Here is a 16,161-nt window from a genome sequence, read left to right as displayed (position 1 = left end):
TGGACTACTCATAGCTTTAAGCTTTTTAGAACCCCCAGTCGAACTGGGGGTTTTCGTATACAAAAAAGAAAACGCTCCATTTCTGAAGCGTTTCTCAATCAGGGAAATATACCGGCTACCCCTTCAGCCCCGTAGTGCTGATCCCCTCCACGATGTAGCGCTGGAAGATGAAAAACACGATAATGGGAGGAAGCAGCGACAAGGTGCCCATGGCGAACATGGCCGACCAGTCCGTTTGGGTGCTGGGATCGGCAAACAGGCGCATCGCCACGCTGACGGTATACATTTTGGGCTTGCCCAGATATACCATCGGCTCGAAGAATTTATCCCAGGACCAGTAGAACTCGAAGATGGCCGAGGTCACCAACGCCGGCACTACCAGGGGCAGAATAATCCGGGTGTAGATGGTGAAGCGGTTGGCTCCGTCGATTTTGGCCGATTCATCCAGTTCCACGGGGATGGAGCGCATAAACTGGAGCAGCAGGAAGATGAAGAAGGCGCTGCCCAGAAAGATGGGGACCACCAGCGGCAGAATGGTATTCACCCAGCCGATTTTGTAGAAGATAATGTACTGGGGAATCAGAATCAACTGCCCGGGCAGCAGCACACTCAGCATCACAGTACCGAACCAGAAATTCTTAAAGCGGAATTTGATCCGGGCAAAGCCGTAGGCGATCAGGGAGCAGGACAGAAGCGTCCCGGTGACCGACAAGGCGACAATGACAATGGTGTTTTTGAAAAAAACGGCAAAGGACAGCCCTGCGAAGCCTTTCCAGCCCCGGGTATAATTCTCCCAATGCCATTCCGTGGGAATCAAGGAATACGCATCCACAAACACCCGTGAGCTTTCCTTAAACGAGCTGGCGATCATCCAGAGCACTGGATACAAGGAGACCATGGTCAGGCACAGACAGACGATTTGGAAAAGCACTTTGGGCATGATGCGGTTTTTCATGGTCTCACTCCTTTGCCTCATAATAAACCCATCTGGAGGAGGTCCGGAAGACGATGGCGGTAGCCACCCCGACAATGACCAGCATGATGCAGGACAGTGCCGCCGCATAGCCCATTTCAAAAAATTCAAAGCCTCTCCGGTACACATACAGCTGATAGAACAGCGTCTTGTCCAAAGGACCTCCGCCCGTAATAATCAACCCTTGCGTGAAGGTCATAAAGCCGTTGATGATCTGCATCACCAGATTGAAGAACATGACCGGGCTTAGAAGCGGCAGCGTAATCTTCATAAAGCGCCGGAAAGCGTTGGCTCCGTCCATCATGGCTGCCTCATAGTAGGATTCGGGGATATTCTTGAGCCCTGCCAGAAAAATCACCATCGGGGAGCCGAACTGCCAAACAGCAAGCAGAACCAGACTCCACATGGCCGTATCCGGATTGACAATCCAGGATACATCGGGATTGACGCCGGTGACGATCTCCACAATGGCGTTCACCGCCCCGTCCCGGGCAAAAAGCTGAATCCACATAACCGCTACCGCCACGCTGCCTCCGATAATGGACGGGATATAGAACACGGTGCGGTACATCCCAATCCCCTTGTTCCGGGTATTCAGCAGCATGGCAATCAACAGCGCCACCGCAAGCCGCAGGGGAATGGCGGTAATGACATACTGGAAGGTCACCTTCAATGAGGTGAGGAACTTGGGATCATGGGTAAAAATGTGGATATAATTCTGAAGCCCGATCCAGCGCGGGGACGAGAGCAAATCATATTTGGTAAAGGAAAAATAGATCAGGAACATAAAGGGAATACATGTAAATGCCAGGAAGCCGATAATCCAAGGCAGAATAAACAGATATCCGGCCCCGTTCTCGTAATCATGCTTTTTTTTGGCCAATGCCGGTATGGCTGCCATTCCACTCACCGCCCTATCCGCAAATCAGCTTTTGTTTTTGGCTACGATGGCTGCCGCGTCCTTCTTCAGCTGCTCATAGGCTTTTTCCGGCGTAATTTTGCCAAACAGGATTTGCTGCTCCAGATCCTTCATCAGCTTCTCGATTTCTGCCGAACCGGCGGGTGCGGGCGGGTCCATGGGACTGCTGTTGGACGCCACCTTGTCGATATAATCGGCCACTGTTTTCTGCTCGGCGGAGAAGCCGGATTTCAATGCATCCCGGACCTTGGCGGCAATGGGCATGCCGCGTTCGGCGTTGAGAATTTTGTTGGACTCCACATCATTGATGAAGAAGCTGATGAATTTGGCCGCCTCTTCCTTGTTCTTGGAATTCTCGGCAATGACAAAGTGGTTGCCCGGACGCAAATCCATGGCCTTAGCTGCATTGGGACCCGGCAGGGGAATCAGCTTCAGCTCTCTGCCTGCCGCTTTGACAATACCGGGATACTGGTTGGTGTAGATAGTTGTTACGGCAGACTGCCCCTTGACCAGCATGGTCTCTTCGGGGGACTTGATGGTCAGGGCCACATCCAGAGGCACCATGGATTTATTCTCCATGAATTTTTTCTTCATGGTGTAATAATCCACATACGCCTTTTGGTCAAATCCGATGCCCGTTCCAGCCGCATACTGGACCTGCCCGATCTGGCGCATATAGTAGGGCATCATGAAATTGACGTCCATCAGCTCATCCGCACCGTATGCGCCGGTGACGGCCTTGAGCTTTTCCAGATCAGCGGCCAGCGCTTCCCAGCTGCTGTAGCCGTTCTCGGGAACCGTCAGTCCGGCCTTGGCATACGCTGCCGGGTCCACCACCATGGCTTTGGCGTTGACACCCAGGGGGACGCCGTACAGCTTTCCGTTCAGCTTGCCGGTGGATACGATGCTTTCACTGACATCGCTTAAATCCAGCACCTTGCCGGCCATCAAATCATCCAGAGGAGCCACCAGATTTTTGGTCATGAACTGGTCCGTGTCTCCCGCCCCGACATAGAACTGCATCACGTCAGGCATATTGTTGGAGGCCGCTTGCAGGGTCAGCTTTTGGTAGTAGCCGTCAAAGCCCTGGTACTCCGGCTCAAAGGTAATATGGGCATTCTTGCCCTTATACAGGTCCAGCACCTTCATTGTAGCATCATGCCTGACCTGGGAGCCCCACCAGTATACCCGCAAATTGGCCGGCTTGGGAGCGCTTGAGGCAGCTCCTTGGGTTTCCTTCGGTGAAGCGGAGCTGCCTGCGCTGTTCCCACCCGAACAGCCCGTTACCGCCAAAGCGGCGGCGGCTGCCGCCAGTGCAACCGTACAAAGCTTCTTTTTCATATCTGGAACCTCCCCTTGGGATTAAGGTTTCTTTATGACGGAGTAAGCGTATCCAACCATTCGGGCCCGGAAAGGTTCGAAGCGCCTTCCTTGTCTTTATCTTACCAACCGGGGACGGCTCTTGAGAATGAAATTAACCGACCTCCTGTCTGAAAATAACCGATCTTTGCCGGACGCATCATGCCTCCGGCAATTCCTTCAGACCGGCCTTCATATATTCGGTGGGAGTCATGCCCGTATGCTTCTTGAATACCTTGCTGAAATACTGGGCATCCTCCGGAAAGCCCGATATCCTGGAAATATCGTAAACCTTCAGATCCGCTCTCGTCCGCAGCAGCTCCATAGCCAGCTCCATCCGCCGCTTGAGCACATATTGGGAAAACCGGACGCCGCTTTCCCTGGAAAACAGCTTCCCCAAATAATCCTCATTCACATACAGGACCTCCCGGGAAATCCACTGCAGAGACAGCTCCGGGTTGCCCAACTGCTCCCCGACAATCTGCTTGGCCCGTTCAACTAAAGAGACCTGCTTGCTGGCGGTGGCCTCGTAATTGCGGCCGGCAATGTCCTGCACCGTCTGCCGGAGACACTCCAATGCCTGGGCGGCATGGGTGAATTCCTGAAACCGGACCACACCCGGCAGATAGTCGCTTACATCCTGGTCGCTCCCCTGTCTGACCAGCGCCAGATACAGCTCCATGCAGTACGCCTTCATCTGATTGCGTTCCAATCCGGCCCCTTCCAGTTGGGCGAACAGCTCCTCCAAACGTTGCATAGCCAATTCCTTGTTCCCGGCTTTCACGTGGGAGGCCAGTTCCTCCGTCAAGAGCGGTATGTCCGGCGCAGTCTTCTGCCGGTCCCGGACCACTACATCGCCATAGGTCAGAATGCAGCCTTCAGTAAAATAAAACCGGTAGTTCAGAATTTCCCTGGCCTGCTTGTACATGCCGCGGATACCCGAAAAACCGCCTCTGTCGCTGACGGCAACAAACAGCTCAATGCGGTAATACTGCTTGTATACGGAGTTGATCCGGCTCAGCAGGCCGTTCATTTCCTCCTGTTCCATGGCGGCGGCCAGCACCAGAATACTGTCCTCGATAATGGTGTCCAGAAAAACCCGCTCCGGGGTGAACACGTCCTCCGCAATATTTTTCAGGGCAAACTTCTCGATATAATCCGCTTCCTTCTCATACTTGAACAAAATCAGCTGAAAGGTCTGATCGGTGATTCCGAACAGCTCCATAAAATAATCGCAATCCTGCTTATTGTACACGCCGGTTAAGGCAATATCCCGGAGGAACTGCTCCTTCACATGGGGCAGCACCTTCTCCAGGTTATGCTGAAGCCGGGCCACAAACCGCCTGTCCCGCTCTCTGTTTCCGACCTCCGCTATGGCCTCCAGCAGCACCTCGGTAATTTTCTCCTCATTGCTGGGTTTCAATAGATAGCTGCGGACTCCGTATTGCATGGCTTCGCTGGTATAATCGTATTCCCCGTACCCCGACAGTACGATAAACACCGTATCGGGACACAGCTCTCTCGCTCTGCGGATCAGCTCCAAACCGCTCATTACCGGCATTTTGATATCCGTGAGCACAATGTGGGGGCGGTGCAGCCGGATGAGCTCCAGCGCTTCAATGCCGTTTTTGGCCGCTCCCAGAAATTCCAGGCCCAGCCCGGCCCAGTTCACCAGCCGCGAAATACTGTCCCGGGCGAGCTGCTCATCATCCACCAATAATGCCTTCAGCATGGGTCAATCCCTCCTTCGGAAGTCTAACGGTTACGGCGGTGCCGCCTCCCGGACTGCTGTCGCAATGAATTCCGTAGTCAGCCCCGAACAGCAGCTGCAGGCGCTCATGGATATTCTTCAGTCCAATGCCCGTTCCCTGGGATTTGTATTCAAAGCGGTTGAGCCGCCGGACCGTCTCTTCATCCATTCCCGGCCCGTTGTCCGTGATGACGATGCAAAGAGCATTCTCCTCCTCCATCGCCTGAACGGTGATGCAACATGGCTCCAGCATCATCTCCACCCCGTGCTTGATGGCATTCTCCACAATGGGCTGAAGGGTCAGCTTGGGAATAGGGCAATTATCGTATCCGGCCGGGATCATAATCCGGAAGGCCAGACGGTCCGTATACCGGATTTGCTGGATATGCATATAATCCCGGAGAATGTCAGCTTCTTCCCCCAGAGATATCACCGATGCCTTCTCGCTGATAGAGATGCGCAGGAGCCGGGACAGGGCCTCCACCATTTTGGAAATGTCCGTCTGGTCATTCCTCCGGGCCATCCAGTTGATGGAGCTTAGGGTGTTATAGAGAAAATGGGGATTGATTTGGGCCTGCAAAGCCTTGTATTCCGTATCCTTCAACGCCAGCTGCTTCTCGTAGTTTTCCCGGATGAGATACTGAATCCGCTGGATCATCACCGTAAACCGGCGCTGGAGGTACCCCACTTCGTCAGTGCGCATCTGTTTCTCCGCGGCGGGACTCAGCTGCTGGAAATCGCCGCTTTCGGCGATCCTCATGGAGGAGGCCAGGGCCTCGATAGGCTTGGTAATGGTATGGGCGAAGCGGTAGCTGGTGTAGATGGCGGAGACGAACAGGACGGCAAAAACCAGGAACAGCACATTGCGCAGCTGGATTTTTTTGCTGAAAATATAATCGTAGGGAAGCACCGTAGTATAGGTCCACCCTGTGGCATCGGAGGTGGTATAGGCCACAAAGTATCTCCAGCCCCCGGCCTTGGCGATCCGGTAGCCCTGTTTGTCGGGAAAAGCCAGGTCCGCTTCCGTCAAACGCCGGTCATTCCCCCAGGAATAAAGCAGCCTTCCGTCTGAGAGAATGTACAGATTGGAGCGGTCATCCACCTCGCCAAAATGCTTTTCCACCAACGGGGCCAGGTTCAGTTGAAGAAGCAGTGTGCCCAGATCCTCCAGGCTGGTGTTGCGAATGGACAGCACCTCTCTTGCCCCCAGCACATAGGGGGAATGCTCCGAAGGCTCCACATACGCCATCCCTCCCTTCTCCAGAGCCGCCCTCTCCAGCGCCTCCCGCTTCAGCCTGTCATCCAACAGAATGTTGTCCTGGCCGGCCGCAAATTCATACCCTCCATGGCCTACAAACCGAATAGAAGAGAGATACTTTTCGGACAGCAGATAGACCATCATCGTATTGCGGAACTCCTCCAATTCCTTGACGTTCTCGTAGGTGCCGGAGGTTTTCTGGATCAGTTGAAGCTGCTCCTGGATACGGTAATCCAAGGCGACGGTCAGGGAAAGCTTCTCCATATTATCCATTTCGTTCTGAATATCGGAGACCGACAGATTAAGCGACCGCTCCAGCTGCTGGTACAGCTGCTTGTCATAAATGAGAAAAGAGACTTGCAGCGCCAACAGGAAAATAGAGCAGACGATGCTGAGAAGGACAAGCAGAATAATCATCAGCTGGTATTTGATTTTCAGCTTCCGGATGATACCCATTCCTCCTTTAAACATCAAACAGCCCGGGACACTTCAATCTGCGGGCTGCCTGTCATTCCATCATAACAGCGGAACGATGAAATTGAACATGAAATTAACCGGGTTTTTGGGTGAAAATAACCGGGTTTCCTCACCGCGCATTCCTCCTGAACTCGCTGGGGGTGACGGACAAGGCTTCCTTGAAGATTTTGCAAAAGTACATGGAGGAATTGAAGCCGCAGGCGTTCCCGATGTCCAGAATGGACAGATCCGTGTTCGCCAGCATCTGGCAGGCGTTCTGGATTTTGATGTTGGTGATATAATGGGTCAGCGTCACCCCTGTGGCTTCCTTAAAGATGCGGCACAAATAATATTTGGACATATAAAAATGGTCGGCGATTTCCTGGATATGGGTAATTTTATTGTAGTTCTGGTGAAGATAGGACAGAATGGGTGCGAACTTGGCATGGGCCAGCGGAGGCTGCTCCAATCTCGGCACGCTTTTGTTTTCATTCAGAATATGGAGAATCTCCGCCAGATGGACAAAAATCCGGTTATCCGGGTCCACGGCGTTTTCCTTCTCCAGCAGGAGCAGCAGCTTTTTTACCCGCGGGAAGGACTCCTTGTTCAGCGAAATGACCTCCCGGTCAAAGCAGGACAGAAGCGCCTTGGCCGCGCGTTCGGTAAAATAGAGGCGCAGGAACCGGTCCGTGAAATAAACGCAGGTTCTGGCACAGGCCTGATTGCTGCGGCTTTTGTGCAGCACATGGGGCTTGAACAAGGCCACATCATGCCGGGTGACATCGTAGATGGAATCATTGACCAGCATATGATGGCAGCCCTCTTCCAGAATATATAACTCATATGTGTTGTGGTAATGAAAATCCGGCATCCGGTGATGAGCATCATGCTTGGTGTATTCCATATAAAAAAACGGGTCTGTGCGGAACAAGTCGGGGCTGTTCATTCTGCACCTTCTCCTTGCTTACGGTTATAGCAATATAATACAACAAAAACCCAAAACGGCAATATTTTAAAAGATTATTGTCCAGATGTCGGCTATAGTGGAGGATATGAACCCCTTCAAAGGAGGCAGATTTGACGAGATGCAACCATCCCTTGAATTATTTGCGAAGCATAAGACAGTCCATATTTACGTATCCCCTTCGGAAAATGAAGCGGTTCATCTGGCGGCGGACAATTTGCTGCGGGATATCGGTTCCGTATGCGGCTGTTTGGCTGTCCTCTCTCCCGATATGGAGCAATGCAGCGTCGTGATCGGAACCGTAGAGCAGCTGGAGCCGGTGATCCGCAGCAAAGGATTATCCGCAGACAAGCTGAAGCAGGAGGACGGCTCCTGGCGGTGGGAGGCTTTTCTGCAGGAAGCGGCGGACGGCGTGCTGTACATCGTGGGAACGGACAGGCGCGGGGTTATTTACGGGATTTATGATTTGTGCGAGGATATGGGCGTTTCTCCCTGGTATTATTGGGCGGATGTGCCGGTTAAAAAAAAAGAAGCCTATTATGTCCCTGCCAATCTCAGCAAAGCGGACTGGCCCTCCCTCCAATACCGCGGCATCTTCATTAATGATGAAGAGGAGCTGGATGACTGGGCCAAGCAGCATACCCCGGACGGCACCATCGGGCCCTATACGTACCGCCGGATTTTCGAGCTGCTGCTGCGCCTGAAGGCCAATTACATCTGGCCGGCTATGCATGTGAACTATTTCAACGGAAATCCGGAAAACGGCAGGCTTGCAGAGCAGATGGGCATTGTGGTGGGCACCTCCCATTGCGATATGCTCTTGCGCAGCAACCAGAACGAATGGAAGCCGTGGATTGCCGCCAAGGGTTATACGGATGCGGTCTACGATTATTCCATCGAAGGGCGGAACCGGGAAATCCTCCAGGAATATTGGCGGGAGAGTGTGGAAACCAATCAGCGCTATGAGGTCAGCTTCACCATGGGCATGCGCGGGATTCATGACAGCGGATTTGTGACCCGGGCCATCAATGAGGATGCTTCCCTCACCGAGGAGGAGAAGGTGGACGCCAAGGTCCGTCTGCTGGGCCAAGTCATCCGGGATCAGCGGCAGATTCTGACGGACGTGCTGGGAGAACGGAAAAGCGGCGAAGCGCTGAAAACCTTTATCCCCTATAAAGAAGTGCTGACGCTGTATGACCACGGCCTGGAGCTGCCTGAGGACATGACCCTGGTTTGGGCCAACGATAACTTCGGCCACATGCGGCGGTATCCCAATGAGGCGGAACGGAGCCGCAAGGGTGGCAACGGCTTGTATTTCCACTGCTCCTATTGGGCCCATCCGGGCTCGGCCATGAGCTATCTGTTTATCAGCTCCATGCCGCTTGCCCACATGGGAAATGAACTGAAGAAATCCTATGCCTCGGGCATCCGCAAGCTTTGGGTGCTGAACATTGGCGGGCTGAAGCCTGTGGAGCAGGATATGGAATATTTCCTGCGGTACGGCTGGGAAGCAGGCAAGGAAACGGGCATCACCAAGGATGCCTTCCAGTTTACCCGCCATTGGATCGATACCAACTTCTCCGGCCGGCATGGAGCGGAAGCCGCGGAGCTTTATGAGCGCTTCGCCCAGGCTACCAACGTGCGGAAGATCGAGCATATGAACTCGGAGGTTTTCTCCCAAACGGCTTACGGGGATGAGGCAGGCCGGAGGCTGGTGCGGTTGGAGGAGATTTTCCGGCGGGGGAACGCTATTCTGAGGAGCTTGCCGCCGGAGGAGCGCGAGGCCTTCTTCCAGCTGTTCCTGATGAAAATCCACGCCTCCTATTACATCAACCATGAGTTCTATTATGCGGACCGCAGCGTGCTCTCTTACGAACGCGGGAATATGCAGGCCGCCGACCGGTATACGGAGCTGTCCGCCAGAATGATGGACGGCAAGCGGCGAATGATCCACTACTATAATAAAATTATGGCCGGGGGCAAATGGGACGGCATCATGACCCCGGAGAGCTTTCCCCCTCCGGTAACGGCCATGTATCCTGCCCGCAAGCCTGCGCTGCGCATTGAAGGAAGCGGCCTGCGTGTGGCGCTTTGGAATGATGATGAAGCGCTGCTGTTCTCTCCCTATGGCCGGAGGCAGAAATGGATCGAGCTGGGCAACCAGGGCGCCGGAAGCATTGCCTTTTCCCTTCAGACGGAGGCGGATTGGATTGTTTTGTCCGAAACGGAGGGAACGGTTCAAACGGAGAAACGGATTCTTGTAACCATTCAGGCCCCTGAAATCCATGCCGGCAAGGAAGCGGTTATTGCGGTTTATGACCATAGCAACGGCGTGGAATTTTTGGCCCCGGTCAGGGTCGGGGAGGCGGTTGCCCTGCCGGAGGGCTTCGCAAGTTATGTGGAGTCCGATGGCTCTGTCTCCATACCGGCTGCGGCCTTCGACAGATCCGTTGCCGACGGCAGCGGGGCAGGCTGGGTAACGGTGCCCGGAATCGGCAGGTACGAAGGAGCCGCCGTAATGGCATGGCATCCGGAGCTGCGCTCCCTGGACGGGGAGCTTGCGGAGCAGCCCCGGCTGGAGTATGACTTTTTCCTCCAGTCGGAGGGAAGCCATGTTCTGGAGATTCACCGGAATCTGACCTTGAACTCCACCGGCAGGGTCCGCCTGGGCATTGGAGTGGATGGCCATCCGCCGGTTCTTGTGGAATCGGAAACCCGCGACGAATGGACGGGCCAATGGAAGGAAAGCGTCTTTAACAACGGGGAAAAGCTGATGGTGCAGCTGCCTCCCTTGTCTGCCGGAGCACACTCCTTGACGCTGTATATGGTGGATTATTATGTAACCGTCAGCAAGCTGGTGCTGTACACTAGAGCGCGGAAAGACAGCAGCCTGGGACCCGCGCCCGGCAGCCGAATAGGGAGGCCTGCGGCGGAGGCGGAGTACGGCTTGGAAGCTCCGGAGCTGGATTGGGCGGAGTTGGGGCAGGTAAATCGGGAGCTGTATCGGACAGCAGCCCGGGAAATCCCGATTTCCAATATGCTCTATGTGCCTGATACCTTCCACAAAATAAAGGATACCACCTTCACCTCCTGCCCGCAGGTTCCACAGCCTGAGCTGGGAGCGGCGCGGTATGCGGACCTTTGGAAAAGCACAGGACCCAAGGATATGATCAAGGAGTTCGGCGCAGGCAAATTTATAGAATCCGGCGGTGTTGTGGCCATTGAGGCCGAATATGCCTTGGAAAATTCCGGTGACGCCTATCTCACTCCGGGGACCGCGGGGAATGCGGGGGTTGCAGGGGTTGCGGGGAGCGCTGGGAGTGTGGGAAGTGCCGGGGATACCGGAACCGCGGGTGCGGCGGCGCTGTTCTGGAGTCATCTGCAAGCGGAGACCAACGGTCGCACAGGCCTTGCCATGCATGTGGCCCCTCCCGGCATCCTCTGGGAAGAGCCGGAGGCCGCTCCGGGGATGCACTACCGGATGGTTATCCGCACCCCGGGCCCGTACAAGGTATGGCTGCTCCTGCGGCATTACAACAACCAGTCGGATTCCTGCTATCTGGCGCTGGATGGCGCGGCAAGACCGTTGGACGAGCAGCCGAGGAAGGGCAATCTCCACACATACAACACAGCATATATATATTATTGGTGCTTCATGTCCGAGCTGGAGCTTACCGCAGGCGAGCATGTTTTCTCCATTCTGGCAAGAAAATCCCAGCTCCGTGTGGACCGGATCTACCTGACGCGGGGAGACGAGCTGCCCCCAGTTGACGCGCATTGGAAGGATTCGGTGCGGGAGTAAACAGGTAAAAGCCGCTATGGCCCAATCGGGTTGCATAGCGGCTTTTTGTCGGATGGATGGGGCAGCCTAGCGAATTACCCGGACCAGATACGTCTTCCGCGTGCCGTCAAAGGCCGCCACTTCAATGGTAATCTCATTGGTTCCGGGAATTAACGGGATGATGCTGACCGAACCGGAGGCCACGGAGGCTCCGTTGACCAGCAAATCCTGGACCATCATAGATGCCGGCACCGCCCTCACATCAACCGATGGGGCGCCGCTTCCCGCATATATATTATAGGTGACTGTTTCCGGAGCAAAGGCGAGACTCCCGGGGGTTACGGTCAGACTTTTTAAGAGCGCCTGCGGATTGGCAAGGAAAAGCTGGGCTGCTTCCACATGCGGGCCTCTCTCCTCTAAGGATACTGTTTGCCGGACCGGTTCTTTCGTATGTTCATAGTACCATCTTTGATTTCGGCCCATCAACGGCCTTCCCTTCCATCCGGCGCAGCATCTTTTGAAAACAAAGAAACTCCGTTGATTTTCAAAGATGGTCCAAAGACATTATCCCGCCGAAAGCAAACAGGAAGATGATGGCCAGCAGCACCCCACGGCAGTCTGAGGAACGACTCAAAAATCAGTCCGGAGAATGACGTGAAAACACGGAGCATTATATATACTGTTTATGTGATATACAATTAATGAAGGGGTGATGACGATGACCTCAAATGCGATTGAAGTAAACGGCCTGAGCAAATCCTTCGGCAACACGGCGGTGCTTGACGGTCTGGAGCTATCCGTTCCGTCCGGCACGATCTTCGCTTTGCTCGGTCCCAACGGCGCCGGCAAAACAACGCTGATTCACATTCTGTCCACCTTGACGGCGCCGGACAAAGGCTGGGCGCGGGTGGCCGGCTTCGACGTTGTCCGTGAACGGAATGAAGTCAAACGCTCCATCAGTCTGACGGGACAGTTCGCCGCTGTTGATGAGGTTCTGACCGGTGCGGAGAATCTTCGGATGATGTGCCGGCTGTCGGGACTTACCGCCGCCGAAGCCCGTGCACGAACAGCCGAGCTGCTGAAGCAGTTTGATCTGGAGGCCGTTGCCGATAAACGCGCAAAGACCTATTCCGGCGGTACCCGCCGCAGACTTGATCTGGCGATCAGTCTCACAACCATCCGTCCGGTGCTGTTCCTGGATGAGCCGACGACGGGGCTGGATACGATTAGCCGCCGCGCCCTGTGGGAAATCATCCTCCGTCTGAAGCGGCAGGGCATCACGATCTTTCTGACAACGCAATATTTGGAGGAGGCGGATGAGCTTGCCGACACTATAGCCGTCATCCACGGGGGACGTATTGTCGCCCGGGGCACCGCAGAGGAGCTGAAGGCGCGGGTAGGCGGCGAGGTCATTGAATTAAGGAATGGTCGCGACGAGCTGTTGCGGTCGATTCCCACAAGCGGCAGCATCGCGGATCTGCGGCAAGTGCTGGGCGATTTGGCCCAAGCGTACCCTTCCGACACGCGCATCAGCATCCGCAAGCCAAGCATGGACGATGTATTTGTAGCCTTGACAACCGCTCAACCATTGGAGGTGCCGGTCTGATGAAAATGTCCGCAGCCAATATGAAATCCGCATCGTTTCTGACGACTAACGGCATATTCATCGGCCGCAGCCTGCGCCACAGCCTGCGCAACGTCGAAGCGCTGTTAATGGCAATCCTGCTTCCCATTCTGCTTATGCTGTTGTTCACTTATATATTTGGCAGAGCGATTGACCCCACCGGCAATTACGTCAACTACGTGGTCCCGGGCATCATTCTTCTATGCGCGGGATACGGCTCCTCCAGTACGGCTGTGGATGTGGCAACGGATATGACCAACGGCATTATCGACCGGTTCCGCACCATGCCGATCCGGTCGGCAAGCGTCGTCACGGGGCATGTGGCGGCCAGTCTGGCCCGCAACATCGTTGCAACCTTCATCGTCATCGGCGTTGCGCTGCTGGTAGGCTTCCAGCCTTCTGCCGGATTCGGGGACTGGGCTGCCGCATTCGGGTTTATCTTTCTGTTTATCCTGGCGTTCACTTGGCTGTTCGCGGCCATCGGACTTGTGACAGGCAGTCCCGCCGCCGCAAGCGGCTACGGCTTTGCCCTCTTGTTCCTGCCCTATCTGTCAAGCGCATTTGTACCGACAAACACTATGCCGTCCTGGCTCCAGGGCGTCGCCAACCATCAGCCGATAACGCCGGTAATCGAAGCCATTCGCGCGCTGCTCTCGGGGACGCCGATAGCGAACAACGGCTGGCTGGCGGTGGTCTGGTGCGCAGGTATTCTTCTGCTCTCTCTGATCTGGTGCGCAATCGCGTTCCGCAGAAAAACGGGGCGCCGCTAGTGCTATGCCCTATGGCACGGTTATTTCTCCGGAGAGCTTTTCGTCCGGATATATTGCTCCATACCGTCCAGTATCCGCTCCAAGCCAAAATCGAGATCATCGCCGATGGGGCTTTCCGCCTCTCCCGTGTAAGCGCCGGACATCAGAACCGGGTACAAATGGGGATATTTCTCTGGTTCGACCAATGCCTTGAGCGCAGCGGTGTAATGCAAGCCGCTGAACGCCTCCATGCTCTCGCCGGACTTTATGGCCAGATCCACATCCCGCTCAATGATCCCACATGCCTTGGCATAGCTGCTCAGCAGCAGAGTAAATGCCATTTTTTCAAAATCATTGATTGGAAATTCCCTCATAATCCGCAGCGGCCAGTCGATCCATCGAAGGATATTCGGCGTCAAGGGGAGGCCGCTGATGGGAATGTCGGCGTACCAGGGATGCTCCCGGAACATCCTGACACTTGCCTTCACGTATGCCCGCATCTCCTCACGCCAGCTTCCCGCTTCTCCTTCCGCCGGAACCGCAATATCGCTTGCGGCCTCCTGCATAAGCAGGAGAAGATCATTTTTGCTGTTCACATACCGGTATAAGGACATTGTAGTGAAGCCGAAGGATTGGGCCACCCGGCTCATGGAAACGGCCGCCAGTCCCTCCTTGTCTGCAATAGCCACAGCCGCCTGGACAATTTGGGAGATACTAAGCTCGCCCTTCGGCCCCCTGCGCGGCTTCTTCACGATTCCCCAGCTCAGCGCCACGCCTCCCGGCAGGTTTTTCAGTACATCCTCATCCATTCCTTCACGGTCCGACACGTCATTCAAGCCTCCATTTGCATGCTGGCAATTGTATGTATCATATACAGTAACAGTATATACTACAGTCGGCGCTGCTGCTAGGGCGTGTCTGATAACTCCGAGGGGAGCAGATTTTGCCGAATTTTCGTTCCAGACAAGGCGCTTTCGTGAAGGCGTACCGGGGGTACGTCAAGCGAAAGCAACGCAGCATGGGGCGAAAAGGCGGTAAAAGATGCCCTCAAGCGAGTTTTCAGACACGCCCTAATAAGCTATTTTCAGCCGGCTCTCAAAAATGGAAGCTTATGTCGTTATGCCTTACCTTTTGGTGTATAATCTAAAATAAATGATAGCCGTTCATATACCACACGAGGAGGGATGGAAATGGAAGCGCTATTTTTGAAGATGCTCAAAAAATGGCTTGCCGCCCTCTCCGCCGTTGCCTGTATTGCCGTTATCGCCGCATGCGCCGCAAGCCCAACGGTGAAAGAGCCGCCCAAGGAGACAGAGAGTCTGTACGGCAGCTACAGGTTTGAAAAGCAGATTTACATGAATCCGCTAAGCTCCTTCATGGCCTTCGAGGGGTTTGAGGAATATTACACCTTTACCGAAAACTCGCTCATCATAACCGACACAGCCGGTAATCAGCGAAAAGTGGCGACAGCCGGGGAGTGGCAGCAGTCAACGGTGGATGAGCAGGAGTTCAAGAACAGCCTCATTATGAAAAGCTCCGATATTCCGGAGCTTGCCTCGTACAAAGAGCGGAAGCAGTACACGCTGACCGCTCCGTCTGCTGTTCCCGCTTACCGCCTCTATGTGCTGGATGACGAGATATGGCTGGCGAGGCTGCAGGCGAATACCGCCAATATCCAACAGAGCGTATATTTCTGGAGCATCTTTAAGCTTGCCAGACTTGACGAAAGGATACCGGTGAAAGCTGCCATCGCCGGAACCCGGGACAATGTGGATGCTTTTTTGTCCCTGCAGCAGGATTTCAAATCGGGCTCTGACCGGGACACATGCTACAACATCACACCGGAGTATATCAAAGAAAATTCCGATTACAGGATTTTCAAATATGATACGTCTGCCGCTTCATTTCTGCTCTATAAAGACAAGGTATACCCCCTTGGCCAATGGTTGGGCGGCTTTGGCTTGACCAGCATGGCTCTGGCCGATCTGGACGGTGACGGAAGGCAGGAATTATACTTCACCTATTCATGGGGCTCCGGGCTTCACCGTTCCCATGCGGCCTATTTTGATCCGGCGGCAAAACAGGTCATAACCCTCGAATACATCCGCATGGATGGTGACATGGTTCTTGCCGACAACTATGACGGCAGCCTGTCCGTGTTTGACGCAACCCTATCCTCCCGGCGCGGGTTTGTGGATTTTGACATTGCGGGAACCGGACTTATTGCGGATATTGTGTATGCGAATGGGAAAATCTCATTAAAGTCCGGAAGCTGACGTTTCAACGGGGAAATCTGTTCCCGACGGCAAAAAAAGCAGCCCCATTGTT

The 16,161-nt window shown here is 54.5% G+C and carries 12 protein-coding genes; 4 read left to right on the top strand and 8 right to left on the bottom strand.

Features of this window, described 5'->3' with window-relative positions; genetic code table 11:
- Positions 1-115: 115 nt before the first annotated feature.
- The 6 genes from DQG13_RS20870 to DQG13_RS20845 all read right to left on the bottom strand — a co-directional run bounded on the left by DQG13_RS20870 (position 116) and on the right by DQG13_RS20845 (position 7,661).
- Positions 116-955, bottom strand: coding sequence for a carbohydrate ABC transporter permease (locus tag DQG13_RS20870; RefSeq protein WP_113021771.1), 840 nt, complete (start codon positions 953-955; stop codon positions 116-118).
- Positions 956-959: 4 nt separating this feature from the next.
- Positions 960-1,883 (bottom strand): carbohydrate ABC transporter permease, encoded by a 924-nt coding sequence (locus DQG13_RS20865; RefSeq protein WP_397334010.1) that lies wholly within the window; start codon positions 1,881-1,883, stop codon positions 960-962.
- A gap of 15 nt (positions 1,884-1,898) precedes the next feature.
- On the bottom strand, positions 1,899-3,233 hold the full coding sequence (locus DQG13_RS20860) for an ABC transporter substrate-binding protein (protein WP_113021767.1): 1,335 nt from the start codon (positions 3,231-3,233) through the stop codon (positions 1,899-1,901).
- A gap of 178 nt (positions 3,234-3,411) precedes the next feature.
- Positions 3,412-4,983: a response regulator transcription factor gene (locus DQG13_RS20855; protein WP_113021765.1), complete on the bottom strand. Its 1,572-nt coding sequence runs from the start codon at positions 4,981-4,983 to the stop codon at positions 3,412-3,414.
- A complete protein-coding gene (locus DQG13_RS20850; protein WP_181592891.1) occupies positions 4,958-6,715 on the bottom strand; it encodes a sensor histidine kinase in 1,758 nt (585 codons plus the stop codon). The genes DQG13_RS20855 and DQG13_RS20850 overlap by 26 nt, the downstream gene beginning before the upstream one ends.
- A gap of 130 nt (positions 6,716-6,845) precedes the next feature.
- The gene (locus DQG13_RS20845; RefSeq protein WP_113021761.1) at positions 6,846-7,661 is read right to left on the bottom strand and encodes a helix-turn-helix transcriptional regulator; all 816 of its coding nucleotides are present in this window, start codon (positions 7,659-7,661) and stop codon (positions 6,846-6,848) included.
- Positions 7,662-7,800: 139 nt separating this feature from the next.
- On the opposite strand from DQG13_RS20845, the gene DQG13_RS20840 reads away from it, so the two are divergent.
- Entirely contained in the window at positions 7,801-11,481 is a 3,681-nt protein-coding gene (locus DQG13_RS20840; protein ID WP_113021759.1) for a glycosyl hydrolase 115 family protein, read from the top strand.
- 66 nt (positions 11,482-11,547) lie between these two features.
- On the opposite strand, the gene DQG13_RS20835 is transcribed toward DQG13_RS20840, so the two are convergent.
- Positions 11,548-11,859 (bottom strand): cadherin-like beta sandwich domain-containing protein, encoded by a 312-nt coding sequence (locus DQG13_RS20835; protein WP_181592890.1) that lies wholly within the window; start codon positions 11,857-11,859, stop codon positions 11,548-11,550.
- Positions 11,860-12,178: 319 nt separating this feature from the next.
- Here DQG13_RS20835 and DQG13_RS20830 point away from each other — a divergent pair, with 319 nt between their 5' ends.
- A complete protein-coding gene (locus tag DQG13_RS20830; protein ID WP_113021755.1) occupies positions 12,179-13,066 on the top strand; it encodes an ATP-binding cassette domain-containing protein in 888 nt (295 codons plus the stop codon).
- A gap of 5 nt (positions 13,067-13,071) precedes the next feature.
- Positions 13,072-13,854, top strand: a complete 783-nt coding sequence (locus DQG13_RS20825; RefSeq protein WP_258525789.1) for an ABC transporter permease — start codon at positions 13,072-13,074, stop codon at positions 13,852-13,854.
- A gap of 20 nt (positions 13,855-13,874) precedes the next feature.
- Here DQG13_RS20825 and DQG13_RS20820 read toward each other — a convergent pair whose 3' ends face one another.
- On the bottom strand, positions 13,875-14,660 hold the full coding sequence (locus DQG13_RS20820; protein WP_258525787.1) for a TetR/AcrR family transcriptional regulator: 786 nt from the start codon (positions 14,658-14,660) through the stop codon (positions 13,875-13,877).
- Between the two features lie 363 nt (positions 14,661-15,023).
- Here DQG13_RS20820 and DQG13_RS20815 point away from each other — a divergent pair, with 363 nt between their 5' ends.
- Positions 15,024-16,109, top strand: coding sequence for a hypothetical protein (locus DQG13_RS20815; protein ID WP_113021751.1), 1,086 nt, complete (start codon positions 15,024-15,026; stop codon positions 16,107-16,109).
- The last annotated feature ends 52 nt before the right edge of the window (positions 16,110-16,161 follow it).

Source organism: Paenibacillus sp. YN15, assembly GCF_003285005.1.
GTDB lineage: Bacteria > Bacillota > Bacilli > Paenibacillales > NBRC-103111 > Paenibacillus_AR.
The sequence above is the reverse complement of the archived record's forward strand: the minus strand, read 5'-3'. Positions and strand labels throughout refer to the sequence as shown.